At 74.6% G+C, this 17,037-nt stretch carries 14 protein-coding genes; 13 read left to right on the forward strand and 1 reads right to left on the reverse strand.

The window, feature by feature from the left end; all coding sequences use genetic code 11:
• Positions 1-24 precede the first annotated feature (24 nt).
• The 9 genes from ACGFZP_RS23485 to ACGFZP_RS23525 all read left to right on the forward strand — a co-directional run bounded on the left by ACGFZP_RS23485 (position 25) and on the right by ACGFZP_RS23525 (position 10,904).
• Entirely contained in the window at positions 25-465 is a 441-nt protein-coding gene (locus ACGFZP_RS23485) for an SRPBCC family protein (RefSeq protein WP_387941428.1), read from the forward strand.
• A gap of 152 nt (positions 466-617) precedes the next feature.
• On the forward strand, positions 618-1,772 hold the full coding sequence (locus ACGFZP_RS23490; protein ID WP_392936177.1) for a glycosyltransferase: 1,155 nt from the start codon (positions 618-620) through the stop codon (positions 1,770-1,772).
• Between the two features lie 332 nt (positions 1,773-2,104).
• Complete coding sequence (locus ACGFZP_RS23495; RefSeq protein WP_392936179.1) at positions 2,105-3,628, forward strand: exopolysaccharide biosynthesis polyprenyl glycosylphosphotransferase; 1,524 nt, start codon at positions 2,105-2,107, stop codon at positions 3,626-3,628.
• A 7-nt stretch (positions 3,629-3,635) separates the two neighbouring features.
• Complete coding sequence (locus tag ACGFZP_RS23500) at positions 3,636-4,961, forward strand: O-antigen ligase family protein (protein WP_392936182.1); 1,326 nt, start codon at positions 3,636-3,638, stop codon at positions 4,959-4,961.
• On the forward strand, positions 4,958-6,736 hold the full coding sequence (locus tag ACGFZP_RS23505; RefSeq protein WP_392936185.1) for a lipid II flippase MurJ: 1,779 nt from the start codon (positions 4,958-4,960) through the stop codon (positions 6,734-6,736). Before ACGFZP_RS23500 ends, ACGFZP_RS23505 begins: the two co-directional genes overlap by 4 nt.
• Positions 6,726-7,766: a polysaccharide deacetylase family protein gene (locus ACGFZP_RS23510; protein ID WP_392936187.1), complete on the forward strand. Its 1,041-nt coding sequence runs from the start codon at positions 6,726-6,728 to the stop codon at positions 7,764-7,766. Before ACGFZP_RS23505 ends, ACGFZP_RS23510 begins: the two co-directional genes overlap by 11 nt.
• Entirely contained in the window at positions 7,763-8,878 is a 1,116-nt protein-coding gene (locus ACGFZP_RS23515) for a glycosyltransferase (RefSeq protein ID WP_392936190.1), read from the forward strand. The genes ACGFZP_RS23510 and ACGFZP_RS23515 overlap by 4 nt, the downstream gene beginning before the upstream one ends.
• Before the next feature lie 65 nt (positions 8,879-8,943).
• Positions 8,944-9,735 carry a YveK family protein gene (locus tag ACGFZP_RS23520; RefSeq protein WP_392936193.1) on the forward strand — a complete coding sequence of 264 codons (792 nt, stop codon included), beginning with the start codon at positions 8,944-8,946 and terminating at the stop codon, positions 9,733-9,735.
• Positions 9,732-10,904, forward strand: a complete 1,173-nt coding sequence (locus ACGFZP_RS23525; RefSeq protein WP_392936196.1) for a GNAT family N-acetyltransferase — start codon at positions 9,732-9,734, stop codon at positions 10,902-10,904. Before ACGFZP_RS23520 ends, ACGFZP_RS23525 begins: the two co-directional genes overlap by 4 nt.
• On the opposite strand, the gene ACGFZP_RS23530 is transcribed toward ACGFZP_RS23525, so the two are convergent.
• Positions 10,881-12,230 carry a glycosyl hydrolase gene (locus tag ACGFZP_RS23530; RefSeq protein ID WP_392936199.1) on the reverse strand — a complete coding sequence of 450 codons (1,350 nt, stop codon included), beginning with the start codon at positions 12,228-12,230 and terminating at the stop codon, positions 10,881-10,883. The two genes, ACGFZP_RS23525 and ACGFZP_RS23530, sit on opposite strands and share 24 nt — an antisense overlap.
• A 360-nt stretch (positions 12,231-12,590) precedes the next feature.
• Between ACGFZP_RS23530 and ACGFZP_RS23535 the strand changes: the two genes are divergently transcribed.
• The 4 genes from ACGFZP_RS23535 to ACGFZP_RS23550 all read left to right on the forward strand — a co-directional run bounded on the left by ACGFZP_RS23535 (position 12,591) and on the right by ACGFZP_RS23550 (position 16,985).
• Positions 12,591-13,520 (forward strand): hypothetical protein, encoded by a 930-nt coding sequence (locus ACGFZP_RS23535; RefSeq protein WP_392936202.1) that lies wholly within the window; start codon positions 12,591-12,593, stop codon positions 13,518-13,520.
• Positions 13,521-13,752: 232 nt separating this feature from the next.
• A complete protein-coding gene (locus ACGFZP_RS23540; protein ID WP_392936205.1) occupies positions 13,753-15,351 on the forward strand; it encodes an ABC-F family ATP-binding cassette domain-containing protein in 1,599 nt (532 codons plus the stop codon).
• Positions 15,352-15,702: 351 nt separating this feature from the next.
• Entirely contained in the window at positions 15,703-15,936 is a 234-nt protein-coding gene (locus tag ACGFZP_RS23545; RefSeq protein WP_387941908.1) for a helix-turn-helix domain-containing protein, read from the forward strand.
• 242 nt (positions 15,937-16,178) lie between these two features.
• Positions 16,179-16,985 (forward strand): enoyl-CoA hydratase/isomerase family protein, encoded by an 807-nt coding sequence (locus ACGFZP_RS23550; RefSeq protein WP_392936208.1) that lies wholly within the window; start codon positions 16,179-16,181, stop codon positions 16,983-16,985.
• The last annotated feature ends 52 nt before the right edge of the window (positions 16,986-17,037 follow it).

The raw sequence follows: 17,037 nt of genomic DNA on the forward strand, positions 1-17,037 counted from the left end.
ACGTCTTCACGAGGAGAGCAGGACATGGGACAGGTGCTGGCCACCACCGAGCGGGAGTACGACGCCGCTCCGGAGCGGGTCTACGAGGCGCTCGCCGACTACCAGGTGACCCGTCCGAAGCTGCTGCCCGCCCAGTACAGCGAGTACGAGGTGCGGGCCGGCGGCACCGGTGCGGGGACGCAGGTGCACTGGCGGCTGCAGGCCACCGAGAAGCGGGTGCGGGACTGCCTGTTCACCGTCTCGGCGCCGGCGCCCGACCAGCTGGTGGAGAAGGACGCCAACTCCAGCATGGTGATCACCTGGACGGTCTCGGCGGCCGGCGAGGGCCGGTCCAAGGTGACCGTCTCGGCGACCTGGCAGGGCGCGGGCGGTATCGGCGGCTTCTTCGAGCGGACCTTCGCGCCGAAGGGCCTCAACCGCATCCACGACCAGGTGCTGGCCAACCTCGCCGCCGAGGTCCGCTGACCCCCTGCTCGGCGCGCCGCCCGACTCGTAAGAGGATTCGATGAGTTCGGACACCCGTACGAGCCGAACGCCGTACGGGTGGACGGCCGCCACCTGAGGGTGACGGTAGCGGCCCGGCCCGGTGGTGCCACCCTAGGCTCGCCGCCGTGCATATGACGATCCTTCACATTTCCCAGCCGGTGGACGGCGGGGTCGCCCGCGTGGTCACCGACCTGGTCCGCGGCCAGCGCGAGGCCGGCCACCGGGTGCTGGTCGCCTGCCCGCAGGGCGGGCGACTGGCCGAGGCGGCCGCCGCGGTCGGCGCGCTGGTCCAGGACTGGCCCGCCCACCGCTCACCCGGTCCGGCCGTCGCCGCCGAGGCCTGGCGGCTGCGCCGGATCGTCCGGGCCGCCGCGCCCGACATGGTCCATCTGCACAGCGCCAAGGCCGGGTTGGCGGGCCGGCTGGCCATCCGCGGCGCGGTGCCGACCGTCTTCCAGCCGCACGCCTGGTCGTTCGCCGCGGTCGACGGCGCCCTGGCCGCCGCCACCCTGCGCTGGGAGCGGTACGCGACCCGCTGGGCGCACCGGCTGCTCTGTGTCAGCGTCCAGGAGCGGGCCGACGGCGTGGCGGCCGGACTGCACGCCGACTGGGCGGTGGTGCCCAACGGCGTCGACGTCCGGCACTACGCGCCCGCCGAGCGCCGGGCCGCCCGGATCGCACTCGGCCTGGACCTGGACGCCCCGCTGGCCGTCTGCGTGGGGCGGCTGTGCCGGCAGAAGGGCCAGGACGTGCTGCTCGCCGCCTGGCCGGAGGTGCTGCGCCGGGTGCCGCAGGCCCGCCTGGTGCTGGTCGGCGGCGGCCCGGACGAGACCCGGCTGGCCGACACCGTCCGGGAGTCGGCCGAGCCCTCCCGGGTGCGCCTCGCCGGGGACGTACCGGATCCGCGGCCCTGGCTGGCGGCGGCCGACCTGGTGGTGCTGCCCTCCCGCTGGGAGGGGATGGCGCTGGCGCCGCTGGAGGCGATGGCGGCCGGCCGGCCGGTGCTGCTGACCGACGTGCCCGGGGCCAGGGAATGCCTGCCGCCGACCGAGCGGGAACGCGCCGTGGTGCCGCCCGAGGACGTGTCCGCGCTGACCACCCGAATGGCCGAAGCGCTGTCCGATCCGATCGAATGCGAGCGACGCGGCGCGAGGCTGCGTGAGCATGCCGTCGCACGCCATGACGTGCGTTCGGTGGTCGAACAGGTGGACGCTCTCTATCGCGACCTGCTGGGCGCCGGTCCGGCGGCCGGACGCCGCCGAGCCCGTGTCCCAGAGCGGATCTGATCGTTTCACATGCCGTGAATGCCCGCCGTTCTGGCGCTGTCGTATTCGCACCTCAACCGGATGTGGGCGAGGCGTCAAGTCGGAAATACCTATTAATGGGCGGCTGGAATGAAATGGCAAGTCGACTTCCAGCATTCCGTCCGGTGCTCGGTATTGTCTGATTTCGCCTGCTTCGTTTCGATTTCACTCCGGAAATTCGAGAGAAAACCGAATGCCGCCAGCGGCAGCAGGTGCTGTCAGGACCGCGCCCACCGGGCCGGGACGGCCGCCCCGGGCCAACCGGTGCCGGTGCGCCGCCACCCCGGGCACACAGCAGGGGAGTTCGTGCGCTGATGACCATTGACCACGACAGCGTGCCACGGCCGGGACGGCCCCTGGCGGGCCCCCGGCGGCCCGCCACCGGCGTACTGGACCGCCCGGCCAGGACCGCCCAGGCCCGCAGCGCACCGCCGGTCCGCCGGCGCCGCCGGCCGGTCCGCTCGCGGCTCGCCCTGCCCGCCGCCCTGATCGCGGTCGACGCCGTCGCCCTGTGCACCGCCACCGGCCTCGCCAACCGGGCCCTGGACCCGGCCCTGCGGGTCGACCCGCTGCTCGGCGTCGCCGCCCTGCTGCCGCTGCTGCTCGTGCTCAACCTCGCCGGCGGCCTCTACCGCACCCGGCTCACCCTCTCCGTCCTCGACGAGCTCCCGGCGCTGAGCGTCCGGGCCGTCGTCGCCACCGCCTTCGCCGTCACCCTGGCCGGCTGCCTCGACGGCCGCTGGCCCGACTGCGGCCCGGCCACCCCGGCCCGGCTGACCGCCCTGCTCGGCGCCCAGCTGCTGCTCGCCGTCTGCGGCCGGGCCGTCGCCTACCACCTCGTCCGCCGGATCCGGCGCAGCCGCCCCAGCCCCGTCCTGGTCCTCGGCGCCGGCCGGCTCGGGCGCCGGGTCGCCGCCGCCCTCAGCGAGCGCGGCGAGTACGGGATGCGCCCGGTCGGCTTCCTCGACCCCGACCCGCCGCTGCTGGCCGGCGACACCGACCTGCCCGTGCTCGGCGGCCGCGAGGTGCTGGAGCGCGAGGTCCGCCGCCACCGGGTCCACCACGTGGTCGCCACCGCCGGCGCCGCCGACGAGGCCGAGACCGCCGCCGCCCTGCGGGACGCCGCCCGGCTCGGCTGCCAGGTCTGGCTGGTGCCCGCGCTGCGCGAGTACGGCTCGCTGGAGACCGGCCGCACGGTCGGCGGCGACCACCTCTGGGGCTTCCCCTGCCTGCGGGTGGGCCGCACCGCGATGCGCCGCCCCGGCTGGGCCGGCAAGCGCACCCTGGACGTCACCGCCGCCGCCCTCGGCCTGCTCGCCCTCGCCCCGGTGCTCGCCCTGTGCGCGCTCGCCGTCCGCTTCGACACCGGCCCCGGCGTGCTCTTCCGCCAGCAGCGCACCGGGCTCGACGGCCGGGTCTTCACCGTCCTCAAGTTCCGCACCCTGCGGCCCAGCAACGAGCACGAGTCGGCGACCCGCTGGAACATCTCCCAGGACCACCGGATGGGCGCCGTCGGCAGGTTGATGCGCCGCAGCTCCCTGGACGAGCTGCCGCAGCTGTGGAACGTGCTGCGCGGCGACATGAGCCTGGTCGGCCCGCGCCCCGAGCGCCCCTACTTCGTCATGCGGTTCAGCCAGACCTACCCCGAGTACGCCGACCGGCACCGGGTCCCGGTCGGCCTCACCGGCCTCGCCCAGGTCAACGGCCTGCGCGGCGACACCTCCATCGAGGACCGGGCCCGGTTCGACAACCGCTACATCGAGAGCTGGAGCCTCTGGCAGGACGTCAAGATCCTGTTCCGCACCGCGGCCCTGATGCTCCACCCGGACGGGAGCTGACACCAGCGTGGCCCTCACCCTCGACCTCGGCCCCCACCCCGCCCGGGCGTTACACCGGGCGGGCGCCGCCCTGGCCGCCCGGCCCAGCCTGCTCGCCGCGGCCACCGTGCTGCTGGTCTGCGTCCCCACCGGCGAGAAGGACGTGACCGCCGCCGTCCACATCACCGCCGCCGACCTCGCCTCGCTCGCCCTGGTCGCGCTCACCGCCGTGGACCTGCTGCGCGGCCGGCTGCCCGCGATCGACCGCGGCACCGGCGCGCTGTTCGGCCTGATCGTGCTCTCCGCCGCCGTCGCCACCATCGGCTCGATCGACCCGGCCACCAGCCTCACCGGCTTCGTCCGGCTCACCCAGGTGTTCGTCCTGGTGCCCGCCGCCGTGCTCTGCGCCCTGCGCGACCGCACCGACCAGCGGCTGATCCTCGGCTCCTTCGTCGCCGCCGCGCTGATCCAGGGCGTGGTCGGCGCCCACCAGTACCTCACCCGCACCGGCGCCTCCTACACCGGCCAGCCGATCCGGGCCGTCGGCACCTTCGGCGCGCTCGACATCATGGCGATGTCCACCGTGGTCAGCTACGGACTGCTGGCCGCGCTCGCCCTCGCCCTCGGCGAACGCGGCCCCGGCGGCGACCGGCGGCTGCGCCGGGCGATGTACGCGTCCGCCGCCTTCCTCGCCTTCCCGCTCGCGGTCTCCTTCAGCCGGGGCAGCTGGATCGCCACCGCAGCCGCCGCCGCCGTCCTGCTGCTGCGCGCCGACGCCCGGCTCGCCGTCCGCAGCGCCGTCCTGGGCCTCGCCGCCGCCGTCGTGCTGATCGGCGGCCTCGGCCTCGGCGCCTCCGGTGTCACGGCCCGGATCGGCAGCATCGGCTCCGTCTCCGCCGCCCCCGACCAGTCCGTCTCCGACCGCTACGACCTGTGGGGCACCGCCGAGCGGATCTGGCAGGACCACCCGGTCAGCGGCGCCGGCCCCAAGGCGTTCCAGCAACTGCGCGACAGCCACGCCCCGTTGCGGCTGTCCTCCGGCAGCGACGCCGCCGACGCCACCATCGGCTTCCAGCGCGAACCGCTGCTCTCCCCGCACAACATGTACTTCCTGGTGCTCAGCGAACAGGGGCTGATCGGCATCGTCGCCTACGCCGCGCTCTTCCTCGGCCTCTTCCTCGGGTGCCTGCGGCACGCCCCCGCCGGACAGGGGCTGGCCGCCCTGGCCCTGCTGACCTGGGTCCTGGTCGACTTCCTGTACGCGGACATCGGCGGCACCACCACCGTGCTGACCTCCGTCGTCCTCGGCCTCGCCGCCCGCACCGCCCGGCCCGCGAGGGGACACGTCCGGTGACCACCGACCAGCCCGCGCTCGTCCCCGTTCCGGTACCCGCACCCGTCGCCGCCGGCGCTCCCGTGGCCGTCCCCGTCCCCGCCGCCGTCCCCGCACCGGGCCGGCGGGGCGCGACCGGTCCGGGCACCCCGGAGGCGGCCGGCCGGGGGGCGGGCGGCTTCCTCGTCAAGGCCTTCGGCGTCACCGCCGTACTCAGCGCCGCCGGCTCCGCCCTCGGGCTCCTGCGCGACCTGCTGCTGGCCCGCTACTTCGGCGCCAACCAGGGCACCGACGCATTCCTGGTCGCCTGGACCGTCCCCGAGACCGCCGCGCCGCTGCTGATCGAGGACGCCATGTCCTTCCTCATGGTGCCCGCCTTCGCCCTCGCCCTCGTCCTGCGCGAGGACCACCCCGACGGCCCCGACCCGGTCCGCCAGCTGGTCCGCGCCACCCTGCCCTGGCTGCTGCTCGCCCTCGGCGCCCTCTCGCTCGGCGCGGCCCTCGGCGCCCCCCAGCTGGTCGACCTGCTCGCTCCGGGCCTCGCCGACCCCCGGCTCGCCGTCACCTGCACCCGGATCACCGCGCTCACCGTGCTGCCGTTCGGCGTGGCCGGCTACCTGGCCGCCGCCCTGCGCGCCCACCACCGCTTCACCGCCCCCGCCGGGATCTACGTCGCGTACAACGTCGGCATCCTTGGCATCCTGCTCAGCGCCCACGCCCTGTGGGGCGTGCGCTCCGCCGCGATCGGGGTCGCCGTCGGCAGCGTGCTGATGGCCGGTCTGCTGATCGTCCCCTTCCTGCGCCGGCTGCGCACCGGCCGCCCCAGCCGGGGCCGCCGCTCCCGCAACTCCCTGGTGCTGATCCCGCTCGCCCTGCTGCCGGTCGCCGCGTTCACGCTGACCCGGCAGGCCCAGGTCTTCATCGAGCGCTTCCTGGGCTCCGCACTGCCGGCCGGCACCATCTCGCACCTCAACTACGCCGCCAAGGTCTCCCAACTCGCCATGACGGCCGCGATCCTGATCTGCACGGTCACCTTCCCGCTGGTCGCCCGGGCGCTCGCCGCCGGAGACCTCACCGCCGCCCGCGACCGGGTCGAGAAGGACCTCGGCCAGGCCGCCGCGGTCGTCCTGCTCGGCACCGCCTTCCTGCTGGCCTGCGCCCCCTCCGTGGTCGCCCTGCTCTTCGAGCGCGGCGCCTTCGGCCCGCGGGACACCGCCGCCACCGCCGCCGTCATCCGCGTCTACAGCTTCGGCCTGCCCGCCCAGGCTCTGATCGGCGTGATGATCCGCCCCTACTTCTCGCTGCGCCCGGTGGTCCGCCGGGCCGGCGACCCGCGCCCCGAGGACGGCGGGCGCCGACTGCTCGACTGGTACCCCGCCGCCGCGATGGTCCTCGGCCTGGTCGTCACCGTCACCGTCGGCCTGCTCGCCACCCCCCGCTTCGGCGCCCTCGGCCTGGCCGCAGGCAACGCGGCCGGCATCACCACCACCGCCGTCCTGCTGCTGCGCGGACTGGTCCTGCGCGGCATCGCGCTGCGCCTGCGCCGGGTGCTCGGCGGCCATGCCCGACTGCTCGCCGCCGCCGCCGGCGCCGCGGCCCTCGGCACCCCCGCCGCCGGGCTGCCCGCCGACCCCCTGCTCTCGACCCTGCTCGGCGGCGCCACCGTGGCGCTGGCCTTCGCGGCCCTCGGTACCGGCCTCGGCGCCCGTGAGGTGCGCGGCCCGGTCCTCGCCGCAGTCCGGGCCCTGTGCCCGCCACCTGTAGCCGATGAAGGGAAGGTTCCCCATGGACGCTGAACGGGGATCGGTCCGTTCGGTCCTGTCGGGCGTACGCCGCTCCGTGGTGCCGACGGCGACCGGACCGCGCGCCGACGCGCCGCGCACCGAGGTCCGCCGCCCGCAGGCACGGCTGCCGAGAAGCCGCCGGCCGGTGTCCGCCCCGCTCCCGGGCACGGGCCCCGCCTCGCCGTGGATCCTGATGTACCACTCGGTGGCCGTCGAGCAGGAGGACCCGTACCTGCTGACCGTCAGCCCCGAGCGGTTCGCCGACCAGATGGCCTGGCTGCACCGCTGCGGCCGGCGCGGCGTCTCGGTACGCGACCTGATGCGTGCCCGGGCCGCCGGACGGGACGCCAAGCTGGTCGGCCTGACCTTCGACGACGGCTACGCGGACTTCGCCCGGCACGCGGTACCGATCCTCCAGGAGTACGGCTTCACCGCCACCGCCTACGTGGTCGCCGATCTGCTCGGCCGGGCCAACGACTGGGACGCCGAGGGCCCGCGCAAGAAGCTGCTCACCGTCGACCAGGTCACCGAACTCGCCGCCGCCGGCTGGGAGATCGGCTCGCACGGCCTCGGCCACCAGGCGCTGCCCGGCCTGCCCGCCGACGTGCTCGCCACCCAGACCAGGGAGAGCCGCCGGGCCCTGGAGGAGGTCGTCGGAGGGCCCGTCACCGGCTTCTGCTACCCGTACGGCGCCGTCGACCTGCCCGCCACCCTGGCCGTGCGCGACGCCGGCTACGACTACGCCTGCGCCATCGCCCACTCCCCGCTCACCGGCCGGTACGCGATGCCCCGCTGCTACGTCGGCGACCGCGACGGCGCCTGGCGGCTGCGCGCCAAGCGCGGCCGCCACCGGCTGCGCGACACCGTCACCGAACTGCGCCAGAGCCGCCTCGCCACCCGCCCCCGCCCCGAGCCGAAGGGGCGCGCCGCCGCAGAGGGCGAGGACCGGCAGGGCGGTGCGGCAACGGCCGGCGAGCGCAGCGCCGGCAGCGGGCCGGAGCGCTCCGGACGCAAGCGGACCGGCAGGAAGGCGCTTCGATGAGGGTGCTGCACATCGTCACCGGCCTCGCCTCCGGCGGCGCCGAGCGCCAGCTCCACCTGCTGCTGCGCCACCTGCCCGCGCACCAGCAGTGCGAGGTGGTGGCGCTGACCAACCCCGGTGCGGTCGCCGCCGCGCTGCGCGCCGACGGGGTGACCGTCCACCACCTCGCGATGCGCGGCAACCGGGACCTCGGCGCGCTGCCCCGGCTGGTCCGGCTGATCCGCGCGGGCGGCTACGACCTGGTGCACACCCACCTCTACCGCGCGGGCCTGTACGGCCGGCTGGCCGCCCGGCTGGCCGGGGTCCGGGCGGTGGTCGCCACCGAGCACTCGCTGCACCCCGGGGTGATCGAGGGCCGCCCGGTCACCCGCGGCGTCAAGGGCCTCTACCTGGCCGCCGAACGCCTCGGCAGCACCACCGTCGCGGTCTCCCGGCAGGTGGCCCAGACCCTGCACTCCTGGGGCGTGCCCCCGGGCCGGGTGGAGCTCATCCCCAACGGCATCGACGCCGCCCGCTACACCTGGGCGGACGCGGACCGGGCCGCCCTGCGCCACCGGCTGCGCGCCGAGCTGGGCCTGCCGCCGGACAGCTGGGTGGTCGGCGCGGTCGGCCGCCTGGTACCGGGCAAGCGCTTCGACATCCTGCTGGAGGCGCTGGCCGGGCTGGACCCGGGCGCCCGGCTGGTGCTGATCGGCGAGGGCCCCGAACGCACCGCCCTGGAGCGCCGGGCCGAGGCCCTCGGCGTCCGGGACCGCCTGGTGCTCACCGGCGAACGCGACGACGTCCCCGAACTCCTCGCCGCGCTGGACGTGCTGGCCGCTCCCTCCACCGCGGAGACCTTCGGCCTCGGCGTGCTGGAGGGCCTCGCGGCCGGCCTGCCGGTGCGGCACAGCGCCTGCCCGGCCCTGGACGAACTGCCGCCCGCCGCGGCCCCGCAGGCCCGCCGGATCCCCTCCGAGGCGGACGCCTACACCGCGGCCCTGCGCGAACTGCGCCATCTCAACGACCACAGCACCGACCCGCTGCCCCGACCCCCGGCGGTCGGCCACTACGACATCGTCCGGGTGGCCGCCGACCTGGGAGCCCTCTACGACCGCCTGGCACCCGCTTGAGCGGCCGGCAGCCCGCGCCCGGCCGGGCCGCCCACCGGTCGGCCCCCATATCCAAGGAGCACCGCATGTCCGAACCGCGCCGAAGCGCCCGAACCCTGGCCCGTCGCTGGTGGCCGGTGGCCCTGGCGGTGCCGCTGGGCGCCGTGGCCGGCGCCGGGTACGCCGTCGTCGCGCACCCGTCGTACGCCGCCAACTCCTATGTGATCGTGGTGCCGCAGACCACGGGGGAGAGCGCCACCGCGATCAACTTCGCGCAGGCCTACGGCCGGCTGGCCGGGCAGCCGCAGGTGCTCGCGGCGGCCGCCGCCGACACCGGCCACACCCGGACGGAGCTGGAGGCCCTGGTGCACGGCACCACCTCCCCGGACGCCCCGATGATCGAGATCACCGGCACCGGGGCCCGGCCGCAGGAGGCCGTCCAGGCCGCCGACGCGGTGGCCCGCTCGCTGGTGGCCTTCGCCAACGCGAGCAGCAGGGAGACCGGGGTCCGGCTGGTCCCGCTGGCCCCGGCCGCCGAGCCGGACAAGCCGACCACACCGTCGGCCCAGCTGGACGTCGCGGTCGGCGGCGCGGCCGGACTGCTGGTCGGTGCGCTGGTGATGATGACCCGGCGCCGGGGCACCGCCGTCGGCCCGCAGACCGCTCCCGCGCCGGCCCCCGGGGCCCCGCAGGACCCGGTGACCCCCACCACCCCGCGCCCGAGGTCCGAGGAGGCCCCCGCCGAGCGGGACCCGGCGGAGCCCGGGGAGCAGAAGGATCTCAGGGAGTCCAAGCAGCCCAAGGAGGCCAAGGAGCCCAAGGAGTCCGCCAAGGCCGCCGGCAAGGAGAAGACCGTCACCGCCGGGAGCGGCCGATGAGTACCGAGGCCGACACCGGGACGGGCGCCATCGCCCTCCCCGTGCAGGCGGGCCGTCCGCGCTGGACCACCGAGCTGCGCCGCGAGGACGACGCCCTGGACGTCCTCGCCGAGGAGTGGGACGACCTGGTCACCCGCTGCCGCACGGCCACCTTCTTCCAGGCCGCCGCCTGGCAGCGCTCCTGGTGGCGCCAGTACGGCCGGCCCGGCGAGCTGGTGGTGGTGCTGGTGCGCCGCTCCGGCCTGCTGGTCGGCGCGGGCGCCTTCCAGCGGCGCGGCGGCCCGTTCGGCGGCCTCACCGGCCTCGGCGACGGGCTGATCGACTTCACCGACATCCTGCTCGACGACGGCTGCGCCGACCGGGCCGCCGCCGAGTTCGCCGCCGCCCTCCCGCTCACCCGCCCCTGGCACAGCCTGGACCTGCGCGAGGTGCACCCCGAGGCGGCGGTGCAGCGGGTGTTCGAGCACTGGAGGGGCCGGCGCCGCCGCTTCACCGACTCGCTCTGCCAGTACCTGCCCGCCGTCCCGATGGAGGAGCTGCTCAAGCGGGTGCCCGGCAAGACGGCGCAGCGCAGCCGGGTGAAGCTCCGCAAGATCGCCGAGTCCGGGGTGGAGGTCCGCTCGACCGCGCCCGACGAGGTGCCGGAGGCACTGGAGGGCCTGCTGCGGCTGCACTTCCTGCAGTGGCAGGACCGCGGGGTCACCCCGGAGCACCGCACCGAGCGGTTCGCCCGCCACCTCGCCGAGTCCACCACCGGCCTGGTCGCCACCGGCCGTGCCGCCGTCCACCAGTACTGGCTGAACGGCGAGCTGGTCGCGGTGAACCTGCTGCTGCTCTGCCCGTCCTTCGGCGGCCTCTACCTGTACGGGGCGCACCCGGAGCTGCGCGACCGGCTGGACATCGCCGGGCTGCTGTTCGGCGCCGCGCTGGACGAGACGGTCGGCGCGGGCATCCCGGTGCTCAGCCTGCTGCGCGGCCAGGAGCCCTACAAGCAGCGCTGGCGGCCGGACCGGCTGCCGAACCAGCGGCTGCTGTTCGGCCCGCGCGGCCCGGCTCCGGCGGCGGCCTGCCGGGGCGGTACGGTCCGGGCCCGGCAGGCGGCCGTGTACGTGCTGCGGACCAGGCTGCCGAGGCTCAAGGAGGCGCTAGCGTCTCGCCGCCGGAGCTGACCGGGCCGCCGTCGGGCTCGCCGGGGCGGGGTCGGCCGCGGCCGACGTGCCGGGCGAGGCCGCTGTGCTGCCCGTGGCCGGTGTGCCGGGCGAGGTCGCTGCGCCGCCCGAGGCCGCTGCGCCGCCCGAGGTCGCTGTGCCGGGCGACGGCGCCGCCTCCGGCCCCGCCGAGGGGGAGCCGCCCGGGGAGGCGGTGGGGGAGGCGCCCGGGTCCGCGGTGGCCTTCGGGGACGGCGTGGCGGGGGGCTTCGGCGAGGGCTGGGGCGGGGGCGTCGACGCCGCGGTCGGCGCCCCCTTGGACCCCGACATCAGCTGCTTGAAGCGGGCACCGGACTTCGGGTTCCGGTCGCACTGCCAGAAGCCGTGCGGGCAGTAGTCGGTGACGGTCTGGTAGCTGGTGTCGTGGGTGCGGATCCACTCGACCATCCGCTGGACGAAGTCGGGGTTGTCCCCGTTGCGGAACAGCCCCCACTCCGGGTACGAGACGGGCTTGCCGCGCTTGGCCGCGAACTCGACCTGATCCTGGAGCCCGTACGGCTCCCGGACGTAGTCGTCGAAGGTGGCCCCGGCCGGCTGGTCGTAGCTGTCCATGCCGATGATGTCGACCACGTCGTCCCCGGGGTAGCACTTGGTCCACGGGATGGCGTCCACGCCCCGGTTCGGGGCGAAGTCGAAGCGGAACCGCTGGCCGGGCACCGAGCGCATCACCCCGACGATCCGCCGCCAGTAGGCCTTCCAGGCCGTCGGGTCGGGCTTGCAGCGGTGGGTGTAGGTGACGCCGTTCATCTCCCAGCCGAGGGTGAGCACGGTGTCCGCCCCACCGAGCGCGACCAGCCGGCGGGCGAGCTTGAGGAAGTGGCGGTCGAAGTCCCCGCGGACGCCCTGGCCGAGCAGCTTGGCGACCTCGCCGTCCGACACGCCCGTCTCGTTGGGCACCAGCATCGGCACGCCGAGGACCAGCATCCGGTTCGGGTCGGCGAGCCGCCACTGCGACCACATGCCGAGCACCACCGGCTCGCCCTCGATGTCGGCCCAGCCGTTTCCGGCCAGATAGGTGTGGCCGACCTGCATGTTGGCGTTGTTCAGCCACTGGGCGTAGCGGCCGATCTGGGGGATGTAGTTGTCCCAGGAGCCGACGAAGGCGCCGAAGGGCGGCTCGTGCCGGGGTCGCTGGACGGTCGGGCGGGGCGCGGCGCCGCGCGGCTCGAAGGCGTCCGAGGAGAGGGTGTGCCGTTCGGTCTGGCTGAGCGGGGTCCCCGCGGGGACCCCGGCGGTGGTCAGCAGCAGAAGCGCGGCGGCGGCCAGCGTCAGGCGGCCGTATCGCATGGGTCTCTCTCCTCCGGGCGGTCGCTGAGCGGGAGGCAGGGCGGACGGACCGTGGTGCCCCGCTCGCCGACAGTAGGCCCAGCGGGCGTCGGAAAAGCCGAATGTCACCCTAAAGTGGGCGGTATTCGAACGCCGTCTGCCGCAATGCGCCGTGTATCACCTCTGTAACAGTCCGGGCGGGCTCGGAGGCCCTACCCGGCGGGCCCGCGGCGGCGGCCGTCCGGGCGGTGCGGCCGTGACGGCGCAGGTCGGCGGGCAGGTGGGGGCGAAGGGCGCAAACCGGCCGTCGGCAGGTCCACCGTTCGGACGCACGGGCAAGTCCGGCTGACTCGCGCGGGTGGTGAAAGGTACGCTCCGCCCGTGTCCTGGAAGCCGCTGCGTGTTCTCACCCCCCGATCGATCCTCCCTGCCCTGGCCGTGCTGCTGGTCCTTGTGGCGGGCGCGGCCGCGCATGCCAACAAGCCGGTGCCGTTCGGGGACCGGGTGGCCGAGCCGGGCGGCGCGGACGCCAGCCCGATCAACGCGCAGTCGCTGGACACGGGCGGTCTGGAGCTGAAGGTGGGCCCGGGCCTGGAGGCCTACAACCGCGCGAGCGGGGAGCACGCCTGGTCCTACCGCCGGGAGGGCGCCACCGCGCTGTACCTGTCGATGGCGGGTGAGAACGCCGTGGTGCTCTGGGACGACGGCCTGGTCACCTCGGTGCGGCCGAGCGACCACGAGGTGCGCTGGCACCGGGCCGTGCCCGGCCTGGCGGACTGGCTGAAGGGCGAGGACGAGCCGAACGCCGACAAGCGCACCGAGGCGCAGCGCAAGCAGACCGCGCTGGAGCGCGCCGCCTCGGCGCTGCACACCGTCCAGGACTCCTCGCCGTGGGTGGCGGTCGTCACACCCGGTCTGACGATGGGCTTCCGGGACGCCGACGGTGACCTTCGCTACAACTCCAAGCCGGCCGGCAACTGCGTCTACGACCCGACCCGCACGGTCGGGACGGACTACGCGGTGCTGGTACCGCGCAGCTGCACCAGCAGCAGCGGCCAGGCGATGTCCGGCGGCATCAGCGGGTACCGGCTGGACAGCACCGGCTGGCAGCTGAACGCAGGCCCCGCGGTGGCGCTGAAGGCGCTGGACGGCCAGCGGGTGCTGATCTCGGACGGCCCGATCGTCGGCACCAAGGTCTTCGACACCAAGGCGGCCGCCCCCGAGGCGGCCTGCGGCAGCCCGGCCGAGCCCTTTGCGGCGGTCCGTCCGCAGGGCTCCTGCCCGGTTCCGGAGGGCGACCCGCAGCCGTAAGGACGTGTTCCCGGGCCTTCGGCGGGCCCCCGGCCGGTACCCCACCGCGGTAATTGCCCCGGGCGTTCCCGCGGGGCCCGGTAGACTTGCCGTCATGGCTGTTCTCTCCGGGCATTAGCGGGCGAGCGGTGCCGCCCTGTGCGGCGCACCGGTCGACGTACGACGCCCTTCCCGCTGCCCCGGCCCTGTGCCATGCCCAGGCGCCCGCCCACGTCCCAGGAGTACCCCGGCCATGATTTCCGCCAACGCCCTTGAGCTGCGCGCCGGCGCCCGTGTCCTGATCGAGTCCGCGAGCTTCCGGATCGCCCCCGGCGACCGGATCGGCCTGGTCGGGCGCAACGGCGCCGGCAAGACCACGCTCACCAAGGTGCTGGCCGGCGAGGGCATCCCGGCCGGCGGCACCGTCACCAACTCCGGCGAGGTCGGCTACCTCCCGCAGGACCCGCGCACCGGCGACCTCGACGTGCTGGCCCGCGACCGCATCCTCTCCGCGCGCGGCCTCGACACCGTGCTGAAGAAGATGCGCGAGAACGAGGAGCGGATGGCCAACGGCAAGGGCGCCACCCGCGACAAGGCGATGAAGAAGTACGCCAACCTGGAGACCGAGTTCCTCACCAAGGGCGGGTACGCCGCCGAGGCCGAGGCCGCGACCATCGCCGCCGCCCTCGGGCTGCCGGACCGCATCCTCGCCCAGGAGCTGCACACCCTCTCCGGTGGTCAGCGCCGCCGTGTGGAGCTGGCCCGGATCCTCTTCTCGGACGCCGACATCCTGCTGCTCGACGAGCCCACCAACCACCTCGACGCCGACTCGATCGCGTGGCTGCGGGACTTCCTGAAGACGTACAAGGGCGGCTTCATCGTGATCTCGCACGATGTCGAGCTGGTCGAGACGGTCGTCAACAAGGTGTTCTACCTGGACGCCAACCGCTCCGCGATCGACATCTACAACATGGGCTGGAAGCAGTACCAGCAGCAGCGCGAGGACGACGAGAAGCGCCGCCGGCGCGAGCGCGCCAACGCGGAGAAGAAGGCCGCGACCCTCAACTCGCAGGCCGACAAGATGCGGGCCAAGGCGACCAAGACGGTGGCCGCGCAGAACATGGCCCGCCGCGCGGAGAAGCTGCTGGCCGGCCTGGAGCAGGTGCGGGTCTCGGACAAGGTCGCGAAGCTGCGCTTCCCGGACCCGGCCCCCTGCGGCAAGACCCCGCTGACGGCCGAGGGCCTCTCCAAGTCCTACGGCTCGCTGGAGATCTTCACCGACGTGGGCCTGGCGATCGACCGGGGCTCGCGGGTGGTCATCCTCGGGCTCAACGGCGCCGGCAAGACCACCCTGCTGCGGATGCTCGCGGGTGTCGAGCAGCCGGACACCGGCGCGGTCACCCCGGGCCACGGTCTGAAGATCGGCTACTACGCCCAGGAGCACGAGACCCTGGACCCGGACCGCTCGGTGCTGGAGAACATGCGCTCCTCGGCCCCGGACACCGACCTGGTGCAGATCCGCAAGATCCTCGGCTCGTTCCTGTTCTCCGGCGACGACGTCGACAAGCCGGCCGGAGTGCTCTCCGGTGGTGAGAAGACCCGGCTCGCACTGGCCTCGCTGGTGGTCTCCAGCGCCAACGTGCTGCTGCTCGACGAGCCCACCAACAACCTCGACCCGGCCAGCCGCGAGGAGATCCTCGGCGCGCTGCGCGAGTTCTCCGGCGCGGTCGTGCTGGTCACCCACGACGAGGGCGCGGTCGACGCGCTCCAGCCGGAGCGGATCATCCTGCTGCCGGACGGGATCGAGGACCTGTGGAGCCCGGCGTACGCCGATCTGGTCTCGCTCGCCTGACCCGGCCCCGGCCTTCCGTCTGCCCCGGGGTAGACACCTCGTCCGTTCTTTGCACCAGAAAAACTAGTCCTTACGGCGTGTCCGGGAATGAAGAGGTCCGGGATTCCGTTTGAGGAGCTTCCGTCGGCCCGCCATTCGATCGTGGTCGGGCCGACGCTGCTGATCAGCCCTTTCGCCCCGGATGGCGGTATCACCCCCGGGGGCGTGCACTCAGCGTGAGCGCCCTTGTGCGCTCGGATCACCACCGGCGGACCACGCATTCCCGACATCGACCTTGCCGAATGGGTGGCCAGGACGCGGTGGATGGGTGATCATGGGAATCTGACCGAGCAACGCTACGAGGAGGCACGGGTGGCCGAGACTCTGAAAAAGGGCAGCCGGGTGACCGGTGCCGCGCGTGAGAAGCTCGCGGCCGATCTCAAGAAGAAGTACGACTCCGGGGCGAGCATTCGCGCTCTCGCGGAGGAGACCGGTCGCTCGTACGGCTTCGTGCACCGGATGCTGAGCGAGTCCGGAGTGATCCTCCGGGGTCGCGGTGGTGCCACGCGGGGCAAGAACAAAGCTACTGCTGGGACTGGTTCCTGACGGTCCGTCAGTTCCTTCGACGGATGACTCGGCGGCAGGGCGCCGGCTGGGAGACGACGGTTGGTCGTTCGCTCCCGGTCCGGACGAACCGGCCGCCGATCGTCATGTCGACCCCCTGCCGACCGGGTGCCGTCCGGGCGCGATCCGGATGTCGGCCCGTTTCCGGCGGCAGCCCCTGCCGCCGCGTCCACAACTTTGTTACTCTCCGGTAGCCAAGCACCCTCGCCACCGGAGGTCCCCGCATGACCGCCCCCGCCACCGATCCGCAGGCCCCGAGCTGGGAGCAGGACGGCGTCCGCCTGGAGGTGGACGGCGAACTCGCCGTCGTCACCCTCTGTCAGCCCAAACGGCGTAACGCCCAGTCGCCCGCGATGTGGCGTGCGCTGACCGCCGTCGGCCGCGAACTGCCGGGCGCCGTCCGGGTGGTGCTGCTACGCGCCGAGGGCGTCTCGTTCTCCGCCGGGCTCGACCGCGCGATGTTCACGCCCGAGGGGATCCCCGGCGAGCGCAACTTCCTCCAGCTGGCCGCCGCCGAGGACAAGGACCTCGACGACACCATCGCCTCCTACCAGGAGGCCTTCACCTGGTGGCGCCGCCCTGACCTGGTCTCGATCGCCGCAGTCCAGGGCCACGCCGTCGGCGCGGGCTTCCAGCTCGCCCTCGGCTGCGACCTGCGGGTGGTCGCCGACGACGTCCAGTTCGCGATGAAGGAGACCTCGCTCGGTCTCGTCCCCGACCTGGCCGGCACCAAGCCGCTGACCGAACTCGTCGGCTTCGCCCGGGCGCTGGAGATCTGCGCCACCGGCCGCTGGGTCGGCGCCGAGGAGGCGGCCGCGACCGGTCTGGCCAACCTGGCCGTCCCCGCCGCCGAGCTGGACGCCGCCGCCCGGGACCTCGCCGCCGCGCTGCTGGCCGCCCCGCGCAACGCCGTGATCGAGACCAAGGCCCTGCTCCAGGGTGCGGGCGGGCGCTCGTTCGACGAGCAGCGCTCGGCCGAACGGGTGGCGCAGGCGCGCCGGCTGCGCGACCTGGCCGGCCTCGGCGACTGACGCCGGTCCGTGACCGCTGGGCCCGACTCCCCGAGGGGGTCGGGCCCTCGGC

Origin of the sequence: Kitasatospora sp. NPDC048239, from assembly GCF_043202015.1 — a bacterium.
Lineage (GTDB): Bacteria > Actinomycetota > Actinomycetes > Streptomycetales > Streptomycetaceae > Kitasatospora.